Below are 20,100 nucleotides of genomic sequence, written 5' to 3'. Positions count from 1 at the left end.
CTTGCCGCCAAGCGAACGTTTGCGCCACGGTGGCACTGCGCTTGGCGGCGATTTCCTGCCCGCAAATGGCTTCAGAGCAGGGATCGCCGGCGTTTGACAATGTTTGCAATTGCCATCGACTCGGTTAATAGACTGCATTTGAAAGCGCTATCCAGTGATTCGGATAGCGCGCCGATAAAGATCGAATCAGGCAAAAGTGCGCATTATCAAGCGCATTTTTAAAACAGGAGGCAGACATGAAGACATTGCAACGAGGGACACTGGTTTCGGCGGCCTTGGTGGGCCTGCTTGTGCTGGGCGGTTGCGCCAGCTCCGGCTCGGGCGACATGAGCGGTACCTCCGGCAGCGACGGCAGCTCCGCCAGCAACGGCGGCGGCTCCGGTTCCAACGGATCTGGCGGCACGACGACCACGGCGTCCACCACGCCCACCGGCGACATCGCCTACAAGAGCGGCGGGGTGGTGACGGCCACGGGGGACGCAATCAGCAGCCTGGGGTCGACTGTCGGCGGCAGCAATCTGCCGGGTGCGTCGGCGCTGGGCAACGTGGTCGACAACGTGGGCAATACGGTGTCGGCACTCGGCACGGGGGTGCAGTCCGGCCTGGGCAGCATCGGCACCAACCCGAACCCGGTCGGCACCACGGTATCGAGCACCGGCAATGTGGTGACACAGGCCGGGAACACCGTCGATGCAACGGGCGCTCTTGTGAGCAGTCTCGGCACCGGACCGCTGCAACCGCTGTCGCCGGTCACGTCACCGGTGGGCGGTGCGGTTTCGCAGGTGGGGCAGGCGGTGGCCGGCGCGGGTGGCACGCTCGGCACGGCCCTGTCGACCGGGCCGGTGGAGCAGGTCACGCAACAGGTCAGTTCCGCGGTGGTGCCGCTCACCTCGCAGGTGACGACGGCCACGCAGACGCTGGGTAACACGACAGGCTTGGGCGCGCCGGCAACCAATCTGCTGCAGACCGTGGGCGACGGGGTGGCGAATGTGGGCACGTCGCTCACGGCGACGAACACGCCGGTCGTGTCGGGCCTTGGTGGCGTGGTGACGGCCACGGGCAGCACGGTGGCCGCGTTGGGCGGGGTGACCTCCACACCGGGGGGTGCTACGTCGGCCAACCCGCTGGCACCGATTACCGGCGCACTAGGCGGCAGCAATCCGCTGGGGAGTGTGACGGGCGCATTGGGCGGTCCAGCCGGCGGCGGCACGACGGCGCCGGTTGGCTCGCTGGTCACCAGCGTCGGCACTTCGCTCACATCCACCGGGGCGACCACGCCGCTTGCGCCCGTCACGGGTGCCGTCGGCGGCGCGCTGACCACCGTGGGCGGCGCGCTGCTCCACTGAGCGCATGCAGCCACGGCGGGCCGGTCTGTGCGTCTGGCCCGTCATCGAGCCGTTACCGCCGTGTGCGGAACGGCTCGTACGCGTGTTCGTATGACGCGGCCTGCCGGTTTTCGGCATAGAGTAGGCCTGACCGCGCCCCCCCTCTGCGCGCGTATCAGGAGACTTCAATGATTCAGTACGCATTGTTTGCCCGGCTGACTGCCAAACCGGGCAACGAACAGGCCGTCGCCGATTTTCTGTCGGCGGGTCTGCAAATGGCCAACCAGGAAGCAACCACACCCATCTGGTTTGCACTGCGCATTGCGCCCAACGTCTTCGGCATCTTCGATGCGTTTGCAAGCGAGCAGGATCGCCAGGCACATCTCGACGGCCCGATTGCCAAGGCGCTCATGGCGAATGCGGCCGAGCTGCTGGCCTCACCGCCCGAGATCGCGCCCATCGAGGTGCTCGGCATGAAGAACACCGGCGCAAGCTGAGTTCCGAGAGAAAAAAAGAAACCGCCGCACCCAGCCATCAGCCGGATGCGGCGGTCTTGTTTACGTGCGCCGCTCGCGGGTTCAGCCCGGCACGCGCACCCAGCCTTCCATCAGCACACGTGCGCTGCGGCTCATGATGGCCTTGGTGACCGTCCATTCGCCGTCCACCAGCTTGGCCTCCGCGCCCACGCGCAGCGTGCCCGACGGATGCCCGAAGCGGACCGCACCACGTTCTCCGCCGCCGGCCGCCAGGTTGACCAGCGTGCCAGGAATGGCCGCTGCCGTACCAATGGCCACCGCCGCCGTGCCCATCATCGCGTGGTGCAGCTTGCCCATCGACAGCGCGCGCACCAGCAAGTCCACATCGCCCGCGCCGACCTGCTTGCCGCTCGACGCCACGTAGTCCTTTGGCGGTGCGACAAACGCCACCTTCGGCGTGTGCTGCCGCGTGGCGGCTTCATCGATGCTCTTGATCAGCCCCATGCGCACCGCGCCGTACGCGCGGATGGTCTCGAACATTGCCAGCGCCTTCGCATCGCCGTTGATGGCGTCCTGCAGCTCGGTGCCGGTGTAGCCGATGGCCTCTGCGTTGATGAAGATCGTCGGGATGCCCGCGTTGATCATCGTCGCCTTGAGCGTGCCCACGCCGGGCACGTCCAGGTCGTCGACGAGGTTGCCGGTGGGGAACATCGCGCCGCCGCCGTCGCCGTCTTCCTCGGCTGCGGGGTCGAGGAATTCGAGCTGCACTTCCGCCGCCGGGAAGGTCACGCCGTCCAGCTCAAAGTCGCCCGTTTCCTGCACCGCGCCGTTGGTAATCGGCACATGCGCAATGATGGTCTTGCCGATGTTGGCCTGCCAGATGCGGATGATGGCGACGCCGTTTTGCGGTACACGGCTCGCATCGACAAGGCCGTTGCTGATGGCAAAGGGGCCGACCGCTGCGGAGAGGTTGCCGCAGTTGCCCGACCAGTCCACGAACGGCTTGTCGATGGAGACCTGGCCGAACAGATAGTCCACGTCATGGTCTGCACGCGTGCTCTTGCTGAGGATCACCGTCTTGCTGGTGCTCGACGTGGCGCCGCCCATGCCGTCGATCTGCTTGCCGTATGGGTCGGGGCTGCCGATCACGCGCATGAGCAGCGCATCACGCGCCGCGCCGGGCTGCTGTGCGGCCGCCGGCAAGTCCTGCAACCGGAAGAACACGCCCTTGCTGGTGCCGCCACGCATGTACGTGGCGGGAATCTTCACTTGCGCGGGGTGGCTCATGCTGCCTCCTTCGAAGACTCAAGGAAGTCCTGTGCGAAACGCTGCAGCACACCGCCCGCTTCGTAGATCGAGACTTCCTCGTCGCTGTCCAGGCGGCACGTGACGGGCACTTCCACGCGTTCGCCGTTCTTGCGGTGGATGACGAGCGTGAGGTCTGCACGCGGCTTGCGTTCGCCGATCACGTCATACGTTTCGGTGCCGTCAATGCCGAGCGTCAGGCGCGTGGTGCCCGGCTTGAACTCCAGCGGCAGCACGCCCATGCCGATCAGGTTCGTGCGGTGGATGCGCTCGAAGCCCTCGGCCACGATGGCTTCCACGCCAGCCAGGCGCACGCCCTTGGCGGCCCAGTCACGCGAGCTGCCCTGGCCGTAGTCGGCACCGGCAATCACGATCAGCGGCTGCTTGCGGTCCATGTAGGTCTCGATGGCTTCCCACATGCGCGTGACCTTGCCTTCCGGCTCGATGCGCGCCAGCGATCCCTTCTTCACCGCGCCATCCACCACGGCCATCTCGTTGATGAGGGTCGGGTTGGCAAACGTCGCGCGTTGCGCGGTCAGGTGATCACCGCGGTGCGTGGCGTACGAGTTGAAGTCCTCTTCCGGCAGGCCCATCTTGGCGAGGTATTCACCGGCGGCGCTGCTGGCCAGGATGGCGTTGGACGGCGAGAGGTGGTCGGTCGTGATGTTGTCGCCCAGCACGGCCAGCGGGCGCAGGCCCTTGAGCGTGCGTTCACCAGCCAGCGCACCTTCCCAATAGGGCGGGCGGCGGATGTAGGTGCTCTGCGGGCGCCAGTCGTACAGCGGGCTCACCTTGGCGGTGCTTTCGCTGCGCTGCTCGAACATCGGGATGTACACCTTGCGGAACTGCTCCGGCTTGACCGACGCACGCACGATGGCGTCGATCTCTTCGTCGGTCGGCCACAGGTCCTTCAGCAGGATCGGCTTGCCGTTGGCATCGGTGCCGAAGCTGTCACGCTCGATATCGAAACGCACCGTGCCCGCAATCGCATAGGCCACCACCAGCGGCGGGGATGCGAGGAACGCCTGCTTGGCATACGGGTGGATGCGGCCGTCGAAGTTGCGGTTGCCCGACAGCACGGCCGTGGCGTACAGGTCGCGGTCGATGATCTCTTGCTGGATCTTCGGGTCCAGCGCGCCGCTCATGCCGTTGCAGGTGGTGCAGGCAAACGCGACGATGCCGAAGCCGAGCTTTTCGAGTTCGTGCTTGAGGCCGGCTTCTTCCAGATACAGCTCAACGGCCTTGGAGCCCGGCGCCAGCGAACTTTTCACCCACGGCTTACGCGTCAAGCCCAGGCGATTGGCGTTGCGCGCCAGCAGCGCGGCGGCAATCACGTTGCGCGGGTTGCTGGTGTTCGTGCAGCTCGTGATGGCCGCGATGATGACTGCGCCATCGGGCATCTGGCCCGGCGTTTCTTCCCACTTGCCGGCGATGCCCTTGGCGGCCAGGTCGGTCGTTGCCACACGCGCGTGCGGGTTGGACGGGCCGGCCATGTTGCGCACCACGCTCGACAGGTCGAAGCGCAGCACGCGTTCGTATTCAGCATGCTTGAGCGTGTCGGACCACAGGCCCGCGGTCTTGGCATACGTTTCGACCAACTTGACCTGCTCGTCGGTGCGGCCGGTCAGGCGCAGGTAGTCGAGCGTGTTGTCGTCAATCGAGAACATCGCGGCGGTGGCGCCATACTCGGGGGCCATGTTGGAGATGGTGGCGCGGTCGCCCAGCGTCAGCTTGGATGCACCTTCGCCGTAGAACTCAAGATACGCGCCCACCACCTTCTGCTTGCGCAGGAATTCGGTCAGCGCCAGCACGATATCGGTGGCGGTGATGCCGGGTTGGCGCTGGCCGGTCAGCTCCACGCCGACGATGTCCGGGAGGCGCATCCATGATGCACGGCCGAGCATCACGTTCTCGGCTTCCAGGCCGCCCACGCCGATGGCGATCACGCCGAGTGCATCCACGTGCGGCGTGTGGCTGTCGGTGCCGACGCAGGTGTCGGGGTAAGCCACGCCGTCATGCGCCTGGATGACAGGCGACATCTTCTCCAGGTTGATCTGGTGCATGATGCCGTTGCCCGCCGGGATCACGTCGACGTTCTTGAACGCGAGCTTGGTCCAGTCGATGAAGTGGAAGCGGTCTTCGTTGCGGCGGTCTTCAATGGCGCGGTTCTTGGCGAAGGCATCGGGGTCGAAGCCGCCGCACTCCACGGCCAGCGAGTGGTCGACGATCAACTGCACCGGCACTACCGGATTGACCTTGGCGGGGTCGCCGCCCTGGTCGGCAATGGCGTCGCGCAGGCCGGCCAGATCCACCAGCGCGGTCTGGCCCAGGATGTCGTGGCAGACCACGCGCGCCGGGAACCAGGGGAAATCCAGATCGCGCTTGCGTTCGATGAGTTGCTTGAGCGAGTCGGTGAGGGTGGTCGGGTCGCAGCGGCGTACCAAATTCTCGGCGAGGACGCGGGAGGTGTAGGGAAGCTTGTCGTAGGCGCCGGCTTGGATGGCTTCGACGGCTTCTCTGGCGTCGAAGTAGTCGAGGTTTGTGCCGGGGAGGGGTTTGCGGTGTGCTGTGTTCATGGTGTGGGTGCATCCCTTGTTTCATCCCCTGTCGGGGGCGGGCGGTTGTGGTCCATCCCGGGTATCGTCCCCTGCCGGGGCCGACTCACTTTTCTTTGTCTTGCCAAAGAAAAGTAAGCAAAAGAAAGGCGCGCCCGGGATGGCGACTACCCCTTGAATTTCTGTCGCAGGGAGGGAAGGGAGGCAAACTCGCTGCGCTCAGACAAGCCTCCCTTCTTTTTCCTCCCTGCAACATAAATTCAAGGCGCCATCCAGGGCAGGAACGTCAACGGCCACACCGGCGGTGGGTTTGCGTTGACGTTCCTTTCTTCTTTCCTACTTCTTACGGGCGCTTGCCGATCGGTACGAACTTCAGGTCATCCGGGCCGGTGTAGTTGGCGCTCGGGCGGATGATCTTGTTGTCGATGCGTTGCTCGATGATGTGCGCTGCCCAGCCCGACGTACGCGCGATCACGAACAGCGGGGTGAACATCGCGGTCGGCACGCCCATCATGTGGTACGACACGGCGCTGAACCAGTCCAGGTTCGGGAACATCTTCTTGATGTCCCACATCACGGTTTCCAGGCGCTCGGCAATGTCGAACATCTTGGTGTTGCTGGCTTCCTTCGACAGCTTGCGCGCGACTTCCTTGATGACCTTGTTGCGCGGGTCGGACACGGTGTACACCGGGTGGCCGAAACCGATCACGACTTCCTTGGCTTCGACGCGGCGGCGGATGTCGGCTTCGGCCTCGTCCGGGGAGTCGTAGCGCTTCTGGATCTCGAAGGCGACTTCGTTGGCGCCGCCGTGCTTCGGGCCGCGCAGTGCACCGATGGCGCCGGTGATGGCCGAGTAGATGTCCGAGCCCGTGCCGGCAATCACGCGGCCGGTAAACGTCGATGCGTTGAACTCGTGCTCGGCATACAGGTTGAGCGACACGTGCATGGCGTCAACCCACGACTTCGGCGGCTCCACGCCGTGCAGCAGGTGCAGGAAGTGGCCGCCGATGGAGTCGTCGTCCGTTTCGACTTCGATGCGCTTGCCGTTGTGGCTGTAGTGGTACCAGTACAGCAGCATCGAACCGAGCGATGCCATCAGGCGGTCGGCAATGTCACGTGCGCCGGGGGTGTTGTGGTCGTCCTTCTCGGGCAGCACCGTGCCGAGCACCGACACGCCGGTGCGCATCACGTCCATCGGGTGGGCGGAGGCGGGCACCCATTCCAGGGTGGCCTTCACGTTGGCGGGCAGGCCGCGCAGCGCCTTCAGCTTGGCCTTGTAGGCCGCCAGTTCGGCCTTGTTGGGCAGCTTGCCGTGCACCAGCAGGTGGGCGACTTCTTCAAACTCGCACGCGCCGGCCAGGTCGAGGATGTCGTAGCCGCGGTAGTGCAGGTCATTGCCGGTACGGCCAACGGTACACAGCGCGGTGTTGCCGGCCGTCACGCCCGACAGGGCCACGGACTTCTTCGGCTTGAAGGCGCCGGTGTTCGGCGTGCTGTTATCGGCTTCGCTCATGGTGTGGTCTCCTTGGATGCGTTGGATTTGTAGCGTTATTTCTGTGCGGCAAACAGCGCGTCGAGCTTGTCTTCGTACGCGTGGTAGCCGAGATATTGGTACAGATCGGCGCGCGACTGCATGGTTTCCACGGCGGCCTTCTGGGTGCCGTCGCGCATCACCGTTTGATAGAAGTTGAGTGCCGCTGCGTTCATTGCACGGTAAGCGCCGCAGCAGTACAGCGCGATATCCACGTTGGCGCTGCGCAGTTCGTCGGTGGTAAAGAGCGGCGTGCTGCCGAATTCGGTCAGGTTGGCGAGGATGGGCACCTTCACGGCAGCCTTGAAGCGGCGGTAATCGTCCAGCGTCTTCATGGCTTCCGGAAAGATCATGTCGGCGCCTGCTTCCACGTAGGCAACGGCGCGCTCGATGGCCGCGTCGATGCCTTCGGAGGCGGCTGCGTCGGTGCGGGCCATGATGACGAAATCGTCATCGGTGCGGGCATCCACGGCCGCCTTCACGCGGTCGACCATCTCGTCGGTGGAAACCACTTCCTTGCCCGGGCGATGGCCGCAGCGCTTCTGGCCGACCTGGTCTTCCAGGTGCACGGCGGCCACACCGGCCTTGATGAACGAACGGATGGTGCGTGCGATGTTGAAGGCGCCGCCCCAGCCCGTGTCGATATCGACCATCAGCGGGATCTGCACGGCGTCGGTGATGCGGCGGGCGTCGATCAGCACGTCTTCCATCGTGCTGATGCCCAGGTCCGGAATGCCCAGCGAGTTGGCAGCCACGCCGCCGCCCGACAGGTACACGGCCTTGAAGCCGGTCTGCTCGGCCATCTTGGCAGCGTAGGCAGTGATGGCGCCCACCACTTGCAGCGGTTGGGATTCAGCCACGGCGGCACGGAATTTGGCGCCGGCGCTGGTGGGGTGTCGTTGCGTTGTGCTCATGTCTGGCTCCAGAAAGATCGGCCTAAGAGAGCAGGAAGCGGGCCACCCACGCAAGCCGCTGTAACTCCTTGATTTGTATGAATGTGATGTTGACGCCCGGGCGCACACCATTTCAAAAATGAAATTCGCAATTTCAATATGGAAAAGCCCGGCGCATAATGTGTGAACCCTGTTTTTCCGGCCGCATCGCACCATGAGCCCCACTGGAACCGACCTGACCGACCGCCCCCGCATCTGGGCCTGCGGTATCAGCCGACTGAGCGATCTCTTTCTCGACATTGCCGCCGAGTACAACGACCGCGCCGAGCTGCGCGTCATCACGCGCGGCTTTGAAGACATCGTGCGCGAGATCGAGGCCGCCGGCACAGAGCGGCCCGACGTGGTGGTGGCGGGCGGTTCCAATGGCGCCTACTTGAAGCCGCGTCTGTCGCTGCCCGTGGTCGTCATCAATCCGACAGGTTTTGACGTGATGCACGCGCTGGCGCGCGCACGGCGGGATGCGGAATCGGTAGCGCTCGTCACCCACGGCGACACGCCCGAAGAGGTGCGCCGCTTTGTCGCCGCCTATGGCATGGACGTGGTGTTTGCCTCGTACACCTCGCGCCAGGGCGCAGAGAGCTGCGTGCTGGACCTGCGCGACCGCGGCGTGGGCGTGGTGGTCGGCCCCGGTTTGGTGACGGACCTGGCAACGCAGGCGGGCATGAACGCCGTGTTCCTGTATTCGCGTGACTCCGTGCGTGCGGCCTTCGATACCGCGCTGGAAGTCGTACAGGCCACACGCCGCGAAACCTTGCGCCGCCAGCGGCTGGACAACCTCCTGCAGCATCTGCGTGACGGTGTGGTCGCGCTGGATGCGCAGGGCCGCGTGGAGGCCATCAACCAGCGGCTGGCCACTGCATTGGGCATCGAGGCCAAGCAGGCAATCGGGCAACCGCTGCTGAGTATTGCGCCCAGCCTGTTCGGCTTGCTGCCCGATGCCGACGGCGACACGCTGGGCACCGTGCGGGGCGTGAATTACGTCATCCACCGTGGCCCGCTGACGAGCACCGGCGCCGGTGCCTCTGAAGGCACGGTCTTCACCTTCCAGGAATCCCGTGCGGTCGAGCGGCTGGACCGTACATTGCGCTCACGCCAGCGCCCGCAGCAGTTCAGCGCGCGCTACAGGCTCGAAGACCTCGTGGGCGAATCGATGCCGATGGAGCGCGTGCGCACGCTGGTGCGTCGCTATGCCAAATCCGACGCCACCGTGCTCGTGCTGGGCGAATCCGGCACGGGCAAGGAGATGGTCGCGCAGGGCATGCATCAGCTCAGCGCGCGGCGCGATTTTCCATTTGTCGCCATCAACTGCGGCGCATTTCCCGAGGCACTGCTGGAAAGCGAACTGTTCGGCTACGAAGAGGGCGCTTTCACCGGCGCGCGCAAGGGCGGCAAGACCGGGCTGATTGAAGCCGCGCACCGCGGCACGCTGTTTCTCGATGAAATCGGCGAGATGCCGCTGCCGCTGCAAAGCCGCCTGCTGCGCGTGTTGCAGGAGCGCGAAGTGGTGCGGCTGGGTTCCACCGAGCCCACACGCGTTGACATCCGCGTGGTGGCCGCCACACACCGCGCGCTCACAGACGCGGTAGAAGCCGGCACCTTCCGCGCCGACCTTTACTACCGGCTCAACATCCTGAGCATTGCGCTGCCCCCGCTGCGAGAACGGCCCGACGACGTGATGCCCCTGGCCGCTGAACTGCTCGTGCAAGCCGCGCGCCGCGAACCGCGCCTGCTGCTGCGCATTGCCGATACCGAAGAGGCCGCCCGTGTGCTGGCCGGCATTGCCGAGCCGCTGCGGCGCTACGCTTGGGCCGGCAACGTGCGAGAACTGCAGAGCGTGATCGAACGGATTGCCGTGGAGCTGGCTTACACCGAAGACGCCAGCGCCGTCACGCAAGATGTGCTGCGGCTGATTGCACCGGAAGTGTTTGCCCACGCCACGCCCGGCAAAGCGGCGGTATTGACGCTGCGCGAGCGCAGCCGGGGCGTGGAAGCCGAAGAGATACGCGCAGCGCTGGCAGCCCACGACGGCGACCGGGATGCCGTGTGCGCGGCATTGGGCATCAGCAAGACGACGTTGTGGCGGCGGTTGCAGGCGGGTTAGATCAAAAATGCCCCGCGTAGGTGGTTGCGGTCGACTGCCGCGATGACTATCGTGCAATCCTCCATCGAGCCTCAATGCGTGCTGGCAGGCGCGCTACCAAGAAGGTCAACACCATGGCACAACAAAGCCGCCCCCACATCATTCTCGCCAGCCTGACGCTTGCTGGCGGGTCGCGCTATCCGTCGGCTCTGGGCCACCTCATCCGGACCGCTGCTGTTGCGGCATACCTGGCAAACGTTTTGGAGCTGGACGATACCGAACAACAGCACATCTACCTTGTGGCGCCCGTGCACGACATCGGCAAGCTGGGCATTCCGGATGACGTGCTGCTCAAGCCCGCCTCCCTGAGCGACTCAGAGCAAGAGGTCATGCAGCGGCACTCGGATATCGGTGCCGACCTGCTGGCCGGAACGCCCGACCCGATCCTGCAGTTGGCAGCCAGCGTCGCGCGCCATCATCACGAGCATTTTGACGGCAGCGGCTATCCGGGCGGCCTTGCGGGTGACGATGTTCCGCTTGCCGCGCGCGTCGTGGCCATCGCAGATGCGTTCGACGCCATGCTGGAGCCACGCGTCTACCGCCAGGGGATGCCGGAAGACGACGCGCTCGATGTGGTGGCCCACCAGAGCGGCCGATATTTTGACCCGACGCTGGCGGAATGCTTCCTGAAGAACGTGGCAGGGGTTCGGCGCGCTCGTGCTGCTGCAGAAAGCCTGGTGCAGCAGTACGGCGACGTGTCGGGCGTCATCCGGTTCTACGGAGCGCGAGGCGAATCCCCTTCATTCTTGAGGTATATCCAGACGCTTGGATAACCGGCGCGCGGCGCAGCACGTCATTGCTGGCGGCACATGCCGGGGCGATGAAACGCCGGGCGCGCCCGTCATGCCAAACGGGATCACGCTCTTGGCGCAGATGTTTGCCTCGACACCAAATTTGGCGAGCTGCAGCCATGCAGCGCGATGCCCACACAACCCTTTGGACGGCTTTTCGGTGGGGCCGGAACCGTGGAGAATCGCGCTCCAACCCTGCTCGCCAACCTGTAGTTCGGAATGACAGAAAACAATCCCTCGGAGACCGCCCGGCACGCCCTCAAGCTGCTGGCCTCACGCAGGTTGGCGCCCACGCCAGACAACTTCGCCTCGATCTATTACGAAATCGCCGGCAGCAAGCCAAACGGAGACGCCCAGGACGCCGAACGGATGGCCTTGGTACGCGAGTTGTGCGAACAACTCGCGCGCACGGTGGAATGCTGCCTGCCGGTGCTTGGTGAAGACGATGCCAGCATCGGCCCCGCCGCCTGGGCGCTGATCCGGGCCTGCCGCTCCGAATTTGAAAGCCTTGCCAATCTGAACGCCAAGCTCTCGACGTTCAACCACCGGTTGTCGCTTGCGGCCGAAGACCAGAACGAGATCCGCCGTGCGCTGCTGGGCCTGCTGCAGCTGGTGTTCGAGAACATCGGCGAGCTGTCGTTGGACGATCACTGGCTGCGCGGCCAGATCGACGCCCTGATGAAAGCCAGCGAAGCCCCCGTGAGCCTGCGCCGGCTGGATGACCTGCGGCGTCGCCTCATGGAGGTGATCCAGAAGCAAAGCTCGTTGAAGTCGAAGTCGATCGAGGCCCAGGAAGAGATGAAGCGGCTGCTGGCTGCCTTCATGGAGCGCCTGTCCGTTGCTGCTGAAACCTCCGGCGAGCATCATCGCCAGATGGAAGCCTGTGCCAAGAAGATCGAATCGGCCAACAGCATCGCAGAGATCGCGCCGGCCATTCAGGATGCGTTGTCGGCCACCCGCTGGATGTCGCTGGAGTCGGCCCGCAATCGCGACGTGCTGTCGGCGATGAAGGTCAAGGCCGAAGAGGCCGCCGCCGAGGTGGCGCAACTGCGCAAGGCGCTCGACATGGCATCGGCGTCGGCGCGCCACGATCTGCTGACCGGCGCGCTCAACCGCAAGGGTTTGGAAGAAGCGCTGGAGCGCGAAGTTGCCCGTGCGGCGCGCCAGAACACCGTGCTCTCCATCGCGTTCCTGGACATCGACGACTTCAAGTCGATCAACGACACGCACGGCCACAGCTTTGGCGACGATGCGCTGTCGCACCTGGCCCAGGTGGCCCGCGAATCGATGCGCCCGCAAGACACGCTCGCGCGTTTTGGCGGCGAGGAATTCGTGATCCTGATGCCGGATACGCCGTTGGAAGAAGGTGTGCAGACCATCGTCCGCCTGCAGCGGGCGCTCACGCAGCGCTTCTTTGCAGCGGGCGACACCCGCCTGTTCATCACCTTCTCTGCCGGCGTGGCCGAAGTCGGCAAGGACGAACCGCCCATGGCGGCCATCCATCGCGCCGATCGCGGCATGTATCAGGCCAAGCGCGCCGGCAAGAACAAGGTCGTCAGCGTCTGAAGCGTGCCGACAACTTCTCGCCATTTACTCCAGCATCGTTAGCGCATCCGCCAGCGACAGCACCGTCGTGCGCGATTCGAACGCCGTCGCAAAAAGATGGTCGTGCACGATCGGGTCGGGGTCGTAGCAGCAGTCCTTCACGGTGAACAGCCGGTAGTCCGCATCGCTCGCGTGGGCAATGGTCGACAGCATCACGCCCGTCGACGCCACCCCCACCATGATCAAGGTATCGATGCCCTTGGCGGATAACCGCACCTGCAGATCGGTGCCATAGAACACGCTGGCGCGGTGCGCGATGATGATCGGCTCATCAGGCTGCCGACCGAGCTCCGGCGAGATGCGATCTTCAACGAACAGCCCCAGTTGCTTCACGCCTTGCCCGTTCTTGTTCAACGGGCTGACTTCCGGATAGCCGGGGCTGAAGTGGAACTTCGCAAAATAGACGCTCACACCCTTGGCCCGCGCGGCGTCGCATAGCTTGCGGGTGTTGGAGAGCAACGTGGGTGCGACGGCCGGAAACAACGCCATGATGTCGGTCTGGTAGTGCATGACCAACAACGCCGTTTGCTTGGGAACAAGCGCGAATGTCGACATAAGGCTACACGATCCGGGGAGGGGCGGACGACTCTATCACGCGGCATCGCTGCCTGGACTGCCGCGTGCGATCAAGGCCGCACGACTAGGCCGCAAGACTAGGCCGACTCATGTCGGGTCTTATAATCTCCGCTTCCCAGACCCGACACCCCAGCCCCATGTTTTCTCCTCTCCACATCGCAGATCGATCAGTGCGTCGGGCCAGGAGACTCTGGGCAAACTACGGCATCTTCTGGCTCGGTGCCGTTCTCGTGGGTCTGGTATCCGTCGCCTACGCCAAGCTCATCGATTTGGGCTTCGAGCTTTTTCGCGGCATGGTGTCGCACGCGTTCTGGCTACCGATCGTCATTACACCGCTTGGCGCGGCGCTTGCCATCTGGCTGACGCGCCAGTTTTTTCGCGGTGCCGAGGGCAGCGGCATTCCGCAGGTCATTGCGACGCTGGAGGACGGGCGGCTGTCCAGTGCGCTGCTCTCCCTGCGCATCATGTTCGGCAAGATTGTGGTTTCGTTCCTGGGCATCCTCTGTGGCTTTACGATCGGCCGCGAGGGCCCCACGGTGCAGATTGGCGCATCGCTCATGTACGCCATGCGGCGGGGCTATCGTCGAAGCAGCAAGCACATCGAGCGACAGCTTGCCCTTGCAGGCGCAGCGGCCGGGCTTGCGGCCGCGTTCAACACGCCGCTGGCGGGCGTCGTGTTTGCCATTGAAGAACTCACGCGCAGTTTCGTGGCCCGCAACAGCGGCACGCTCATTACCGCCATCATTTTTTCTGGCGTGGTCGCGCTGGGCTTGCAAGGCAACTACCTGTATTTCGGGCGCATCCAGGCCATTGGGCAGTTTCATCTGGCGCTGGTGCCCGTGGTGATTGCCGCGAGCATCATTTCGGGCGTGGCGGGCGGCGCGTTCTGCTGGCTGCTGCTCAACATACCGCGCTGGATGCCTGCACGGCTGGTTGATATCAAACAAGGGCAACCGGTGTGGTTTGCCTTTTTGTGCGGCATCGCCATCGCGCTGATCGGCCTCGTTTCGGGCGGCACCACGTTCGGCAGCGGTTATGCAGAAGCGCGGGGCCTGCTGGAGACCCATCAGGCGCTCTCGCCGTTCTATGCGGTGCTCAAGTTCGGTGCGCTGATCGCGTCGTACCTGTCCGGCATTCCGGGCGGTATTTTTGCGCCGTCTCTGGCTATTGGGGCGGGGCTGGGCAACGTCATGTCGCTGGTGACATCGGCGATCCCGTTGCCGAGTCTTGCCGCGCTTTGCATGGTCGGCTACCTGGCAGCAGTCACGCAGTCGCCCATCACATCGTTCGTGATCGTGATGGAGATGATCGACGGCCACGAGATGGTCTTGCCGCTCATGGCCGTGGCGTTGTTGTCGAGCCAGGTCTCCAAGGCGCTGTCGCCGTCGTTCTATCACACGCTTGCGCACCGGTTCCGGGCGTTGGCGCGACACCCTGTCGCGCAGTGAGCGCGCTCGTTTAACGGAGCAAATGCACAGAACGCACGCTTTCGGCGCAGCGACAGGCCAAATCCCCGAATGTGTGCGCGATTAAAGAGCGGCACGCCCCAATATGAGGCGCGCCGCTCTTTTTTTGTTCTTTGCGCAAAATTTCTTTGAAATAGAATTAGCGATATTAACCACTGCGTGAGCATGGATTTATTAATCAATATCCGGAAAATATTTCAATACGTTAACAATGGATCGTGGCTGGGTATGTCTAAACCAATGAATTCACCGAAATACGCATGATCGGTTGTTCCGATTGTAAAAACCCCGCTCTTCTTAGTACTAAATATCTAGACACAATATTCAAACTCGACTATTTTTCTTCAGTCTTTGAAGATTTTCCCTCTGCGCCTATCTCAGCCCCTGCACACCAAGACGCGTCTGTGCATGAGATAGCGCTCCTTCGTCAATAAGAAAGCCGCACTGCCGGGGGTACGGTAGCAATGAATACGACGAGCTACACGGTCAGGGCAAACGTTTGGGTAATAAACGTAAGACATCGACCAAGTGTCGATCCAAGCCCAACCCACGCCATTCATGTCGCTATCAAGTGGCCCTTTGATCCGCCCTGATTCCCCGCGCCTTCACGGGCCAAGCCGTTGACCACTGAACATTAGGCTCGGCGGACCAGCACCCAACTCGCGCTGTATTGAAGACGCTCCTATCGGAGCGGTGAGTTTCTGCGTCCTTTTAAAGCCGTGTAGTCATCGGCCATTGAATGCTGGCAGTTCCAATCAATCGGGAACCCGTTGTCTTTGCGGGTGCCAAGGGCGCGTTCGTCTTTATGGTTTGCGCTGCGCGATGGCTCACCCGGTTTTTCTGTTTCTTTTCTTGAGCTCACGGCGAGCATGATGGAATCAATATGAACAAATCATATAAAACGATCTGGAACGAGGCGCTGGGCGCTTGGGTGGCCGCATCGGAGGTGGACCGGGCAAAAGGCAAGGGCGGTACGGTCGTGCGGTGCGGTTGCCGGAACACCGCCGGCGGTGCAATGACCTTGATTGCAGCCGCTGTTGCGCTCCTCGGTTCCGTTCTCCCTGGGCAGGCATATGCGCAGGTGAACTGCTCTACGGCGCCGTACAACTTCTACAGCGGCACCACGATGTGCGTCGGTTTCATGTCCACTGCCACGCAAGGCGGGTCCACGGCCGTCGGTTACGGCGCAAGCAGTACGGGCCTTAACGCAGTGGCTGTCGGCTTCCAGTCCATTGCCTCCGGGACCAACTCCATCAATGTGGGCGCGCGCACCGCTCCCGGTACTGGTGCGACTGGCGAGTCGTCGATCGGTATCGGCACGGACGTCACTGCCAGCGGCTCGGCGGGCGTTGGTGTCGGCCTTCAAAGCGTCGCCAGCGGCAACTTGTCGACCGCCGTCGGCTCGCAGGCCAGGGCAACGGGAGACAACACCGTTGCAATGGGCACAACCTCCAACGCATCTGCGTCGGGTGCGGTGGCCGTAGGCGGCGGGGCGGTCGGCTCGCAAACCAATGCTGTAGCGGTGGGTTCGGGAGCGTCGGCCACCGGCGTCAATGCCATGTATTTGGGTGCGCGCACCGGTGCGGGCACCGGCTCCAGCGGCACTGGGTCGATTGCGCTTGGCACCGACGTCACCTCCAACGCTGATTACGCTGCTGCCATTGGTTTCCAGGCGGTGGGAAGTGGAAATGCAGCCGTTTCGATGGGCTATCGCGCTACCTCCTCCGGAACGCATGGGGTTGCGGTTGGTTTCCAGTCTGTTGCCACCGGCCTCAATGCCGTATACCTCGGTGCGCGGTCCGTTGCCGGCACGGGCGCGACCGCTGATGGCGCTGTCGCGCTTGGTACGGATGTAACAGCCTCCGGCCCGTCTTCGCTGGCGGCCGGCACCCTGGCGTCTGCCACGGCACTGAACGGTGTGGCATTGGGCGCCGGGGCCGCTGCAAGCGGCACGACTGCACTGGCCATGATGAATGGCGCCAACGCCAGCGGCACACAATCCATTGCGATCGGAGCGACGGCTACTGCGTCGGCCGCAAACGCCACCTCCATCGGAAACGCTTCGCAAGCGCTGGCCGCATCAACGGTTGCTCTGGGTGACACCAACGTCGTGGCCGCCGCCGCCGGCACCGGCTCGATTGCCGGCGGCCACAACTCGCGCGTCAGCAGCGGCACCGGCGCCGTCGCGCTGGGTGAAGGCCAGACCGCCAGCGGCAACGGTGCCGTCGCCATCGGCGATCCGAACACCGCCACCGGCAATGGCGCCGTGGCCATGGGCGCCAACAACACGGCAAACGGCGATGGCGCAGTTGCCATCGGCAACAGCAACAACGCGCAGGGCACGGGCTCGCTGGCGATTGGCAATACTTCGTCTGCGGCGGCCGCAGGCGCAGTCGCGCTGGGGGCTTCCGCCTCCGCGACCAATGCCAATGACGTCGCACTGGGCTCGGGCTCGGTAACGGGCACGGCCAACCCGACCGCGAATGCGGTCATTGCCGGCACCACGCGCACCTTCGCGGGCACCAACCCGACCAGTGTCGTCAGCGTTGGCGCGCTCGGCACCGAACGCCAGATCACGAACGTCGCCGCGGGGCGCTTGAGCAATTCGAGCACCGATGCGGTCAACGGCTCGCAGCTCTTCGCGACCAACCAAGCCATTGATGGTGTCTCGACCACGGTCAACAACATCCAGAGCGGCGCGGGCATCAAGTACTTCCATGCCAACTCCACGGCGGCGGATAGCCAGGCCACCGGCACGGACAGCGTGGCCGTCGGGCCGCTGGCAGTGGCAAGCGGCGCAAACAGCGTGGCCATGGGTAATGGCGCGCAGGCCACGGCAGCCAACTCCGTCGCACTCGGCGCCAATTCCTCCACCACCGCCAACCTGGGCGCCGCCGCCTACAACCCTGGCACGGCACCGCTTGCGGGCACCTCGCCGGTGGGCGAGGTCTCGGTGGGCTCCGCCGGTAACGAGCGCCGCGTCACCAACGTTGCAGCCGGCTCGGCCGCAACCGATGCCGTGAACGTGAGCCAGTTGCAGTCGGTGCAAACCGAGCTGACGCAAACCAAGAACGACGCGCTGCTGTGGGATCCGACCGCCAATGGTGGCACGGGCGCCTTCAGCGCGAACCACGGCGGCACGGGGCCGAACATCATCACCAACGTTGCGCCGGGCGCGTTGAATGCGACGAGCACAGACGCGGTGAATGGCTCGCAGCTCTTCGCGACCAACCAGAACGTCACGAACCTCGGCAACACGATCACCAGCATCCAGAACGGCGGTGGCATCAAGTATTTCCACGCCAATTCCACGGCGGCGGACAGCCAGGCCACTGGCACGGACAGCGTGGCCATCGGGCCACTTGCGGTTGCTGCCGGCGCCACCAGCCTTGCAGCCGGCAATGGTGCGCAGGCGCAAACGGCCAACGCGCTTGCGCTCGGTTCGCTGTCGACGGTGTCGGTGGCAGGCGGTGTGGCGATCGGCTCGGGTGCCATTTCCGATCGGGCCATTGCCTCCGGTGTCGGGTCGATTCCCGCAGGCAGCCAGGCCGTTCCGTTCAACACGTCTGACGGGACGCTGCTGGGCGCCGTGTCGTTCGGCAGTGCTGCGGGCAATACGTATCGCCAGTTGACCAACGTGGCTGATGGCACGGGCCAGCACGATGCGGCAACGATCCGCCAGTTGACCGGCGCGCTGCAATCGTTCGCGGTCACGCCCACGCTGTACTTCCACGCCAACTCGACGGCGGCCGATTCGCTCGCGGTCGGTTCGCAGTCGGTGGCCGTTGGGCCAACGACGGTGGTGAACGGTGACAACGGCGTCGGCGTCGGCAACGGCGCCATCGTCCAGCAAACCGCGCCGGGCGGCATTGCCATCGGCCAGGCATCGACCTCCGGCCAGGCCGATGCAATTGCATTGGGCAGCGGGTCGACTGCAAACGGCGCGCAGTCCATCGCGCAAGGCGCCAACGCAAACGCGGCATTGGCGGGCGGCATCGCCATCGGTTCGGGCGCGAAGAGCAACGCGGTGGATGCCATGGCCCTGGGCTCCGGCGCCACCGCCACGTTTGCCAACAGCGTTGCGCTGGGCGCGGGCTCGCTCACTTCGGTGGGCGCGTTGACCAACTACATGGCCTTTGGGCTGACGGCGCCGCAAACCTCGTCGGGTGAGCTGAACGTCGGCAACCGCCAGATCACGGGCGTGGCTGCCGGCCGCCTGGGTTCGGATGCGGTCAACGTGTCGCAGTTGCAGGCCGTTCAGCAGCAGCTCTCAACGCTCATCAGCAACAACGGTGGCCCGTTCACCTCTACCTCGCCCAACGGCACCACCAACAACACGCCACCGGCCACGCCGGGTCCGAACTCTTCGGCAGGCGGCACGGGTTCGGTAGCGTCGGGCAGCAACAGCACGGCGCTGGGCAACAGCTCGCAAGCCACCGGCAACAACACCACCGCCGTCGGCACCGGCGCAGTCGCCACGGGCAGCGGGTCAACGGCCATTGGTGCCGGCAGCAACGACGGCGGCCGCACGGATGTCGTGTCGGTGGGCTCGTCCACCTTGTCGCGTCAGGTCATCAACGTGGCCGCCGGCACGGCCCCCACCGATGCCGTCAACGTGTCACAGCTGAACAACGCGGTGACGCAAGCCAATAACTACACCGACAACCAGGTCGCGGGCCTGCGCAACAGCATCGATTCGTACCGGCGCGATGCGGAAGGCGGCACCGCCATGGCCATGGCAATGGCCGGCCTGCCGCAGCCGACCGGCCCCGGCAAGAGCATGGTGGCCGTAGCAGGCAGTGTGTACAACGGCCAATCGGGGCAGGCGCTCGGTATCTCGACGGTGTCGGAAAACAACCGCTGGATCTACAAGGCCGCCGTATCCACCAACACGCGCGGCACCTATGGCGCCGTGGTCGGTGCCGGGTATCAGTGGTAAGGCGCCCCGCACAACCGCAACGTGACTCTTTCGGATTCCTGATATGAACAAGCGCTCATTCCCAGCCTGCATCGCAACGCTCTCGTGCATCTTCGCCCTTGCGGCATGCGCGGGCCCCGGCCCCACCGATACCGCGTTCCCCAAACCGGACACGGCGATGACGCCCGAGGGTTCGTTCCCCAACGTTGACCATCTGCGCATGGTCGAGCCCGGCATGACCAAGGGCCAGGTCTATGAGCTGATCGGCGTGCCGCACTTTCATGAGAGCGTGTTTCGCGTGCGCGTGTGGAACTACCTGTTCCACTTCCGCAGCGCAGACAAGCCTGTCACGTGTCAGTACCAGATCCAGTTTGACGACGACAACCGCGTGACCAAGACGCGATGGGCCGACCCGCAGTGCGAGACCTTTGCACCGGCAAAGCCCGCAAAGTAACCAGA

The 20,100-nt window shown here is 64.4% G+C and carries 13 protein-coding genes; 8 read left to right on the top strand and 5 right to left on the bottom strand.

Annotated elements, in window-relative coordinates:
- The first annotated feature begins 236 nt into the window (after positions 1-236).
- Both ACU8YE_RS15810 and ACU8YE_RS15805 read left to right on the top strand, forming a co-directional pair.
- Complete coding sequence (locus ACU8YE_RS15810) at positions 237-1,346, top strand: collagen-like triple helix repeat-containing protein (protein WP_446929127.1); 1,110 nt, start codon at positions 237-239, stop codon at positions 1,344-1,346.
- 167 nt (positions 1,347-1,513) lie between these two features.
- Entirely contained in the window at positions 1,514-1,822 is a 309-nt protein-coding gene (locus ACU8YE_RS15805) for a putative quinol monooxygenase (RefSeq protein ID WP_446929126.1), read from the top strand.
- Positions 1,823-1,903: 81 nt separating this feature from the next.
- Here ACU8YE_RS15805 and prpF read toward each other — a convergent pair whose 3' ends face one another.
- The 4 genes from prpF to prpB form a co-directional block, all read right to left on the bottom strand.
- Complete coding sequence (gene prpF, locus ACU8YE_RS15800) at positions 1,904-3,088, bottom strand: 2-methylaconitate cis-trans isomerase PrpF (RefSeq protein ID WP_446929125.1); 1,185 nt, start codon at positions 3,086-3,088, stop codon at positions 1,904-1,906.
- Positions 3,085-5,682: a Fe/S-dependent 2-methylisocitrate dehydratase AcnD gene (gene acnD / locus ACU8YE_RS15795; RefSeq protein ID WP_446929124.1), complete on the bottom strand. Its 2,598-nt coding sequence runs from the start codon at positions 5,680-5,682 to the stop codon at positions 3,085-3,087. Before acnD ends, prpF begins: the two co-directional genes overlap by 4 nt.
- A 322-nt stretch (positions 5,683-6,004) precedes the next feature.
- A complete protein-coding gene (gene prpC / locus ACU8YE_RS15790) occupies positions 6,005-7,174 on the bottom strand; it encodes a bifunctional 2-methylcitrate synthase/citrate synthase (protein ID WP_446929123.1) in 1,170 nt (389 codons plus the stop codon).
- A gap of 35 nt (positions 7,175-7,209) precedes the next feature.
- A complete protein-coding gene (prpB, locus tag ACU8YE_RS15785; RefSeq protein ID WP_027679535.1) occupies positions 7,210-8,106 on the bottom strand; it encodes a methylisocitrate lyase in 897 nt (298 codons plus the stop codon).
- A 193-nt stretch (positions 8,107-8,299) separates the two neighbouring features.
- Here prpB and prpR point away from each other — a divergent pair, with 193 nt between their 5' ends.
- The 3 genes from prpR (at position 8,300) to ACU8YE_RS15770 (ending at position 12,642) form a co-directional block, all read left to right on the top strand.
- Positions 8,300-10,246: a propionate catabolism operon regulatory protein PrpR gene (gene prpR, locus ACU8YE_RS15780; protein ID WP_343620454.1), complete on the top strand. Its 1,947-nt coding sequence runs from the start codon at positions 8,300-8,302 to the stop codon at positions 10,244-10,246.
- A 113-nt stretch (positions 10,247-10,359) separates the two neighbouring features.
- Positions 10,360-11,058, top strand: a complete 699-nt coding sequence (locus ACU8YE_RS15775; protein ID WP_446929122.1) for an HD-GYP domain-containing protein — start codon at positions 10,360-10,362, stop codon at positions 11,056-11,058.
- A gap of 237 nt (positions 11,059-11,295) precedes the next feature.
- Positions 11,296-12,642 (top strand): GGDEF domain-containing protein, encoded by a 1,347-nt coding sequence (locus ACU8YE_RS15770; protein ID WP_343620451.1) that lies wholly within the window; start codon positions 11,296-11,298, stop codon positions 12,640-12,642.
- A 24-nt stretch (positions 12,643-12,666) separates the two neighbouring features.
- On the opposite strand, the gene ACU8YE_RS15765 is transcribed toward ACU8YE_RS15770, so the two are convergent.
- Positions 12,667-13,236 (bottom strand): isochorismatase family cysteine hydrolase, encoded by a 570-nt coding sequence (locus ACU8YE_RS15765; RefSeq protein ID WP_322018094.1) that lies wholly within the window; start codon positions 13,234-13,236, stop codon positions 12,667-12,669.
- A 158-nt stretch (positions 13,237-13,394) separates the two neighbouring features.
- Here ACU8YE_RS15765 and ACU8YE_RS15760 point away from each other — a divergent pair, with 158 nt between their 5' ends.
- From ACU8YE_RS15760 to ACU8YE_RS15750, 3 genes are all read left to right on the top strand, one after another.
- Entirely contained in the window at positions 13,395-14,705 is a 1,311-nt protein-coding gene (locus tag ACU8YE_RS15760) for a chloride channel protein (protein WP_260801213.1), read from the top strand.
- 901 nt (positions 14,706-15,606) lie between these two features.
- On the top strand, positions 15,607-19,662 hold the full coding sequence (locus ACU8YE_RS15755; protein WP_446929121.1) for a YadA-like family protein: 4,056 nt from the start codon (positions 15,607-15,609) through the stop codon (positions 19,660-19,662).
- A 43-nt stretch (positions 19,663-19,705) separates the two neighbouring features.
- Positions 19,706-20,095: an outer membrane protein assembly factor BamE gene (locus ACU8YE_RS15750; RefSeq protein WP_232038698.1), complete on the top strand. Its 390-nt coding sequence runs from the start codon at positions 19,706-19,708 to the stop codon at positions 20,093-20,095.
- The last annotated feature ends 5 nt before the right edge of the window (positions 20,096-20,100 follow it).

This window comes from Ralstonia sp. VS2407, from assembly GCF_052950655.1.
Note: the sequence above shows the minus strand (reverse complement) of the source record. Positions and strands in the feature narration are given on the sequence as shown.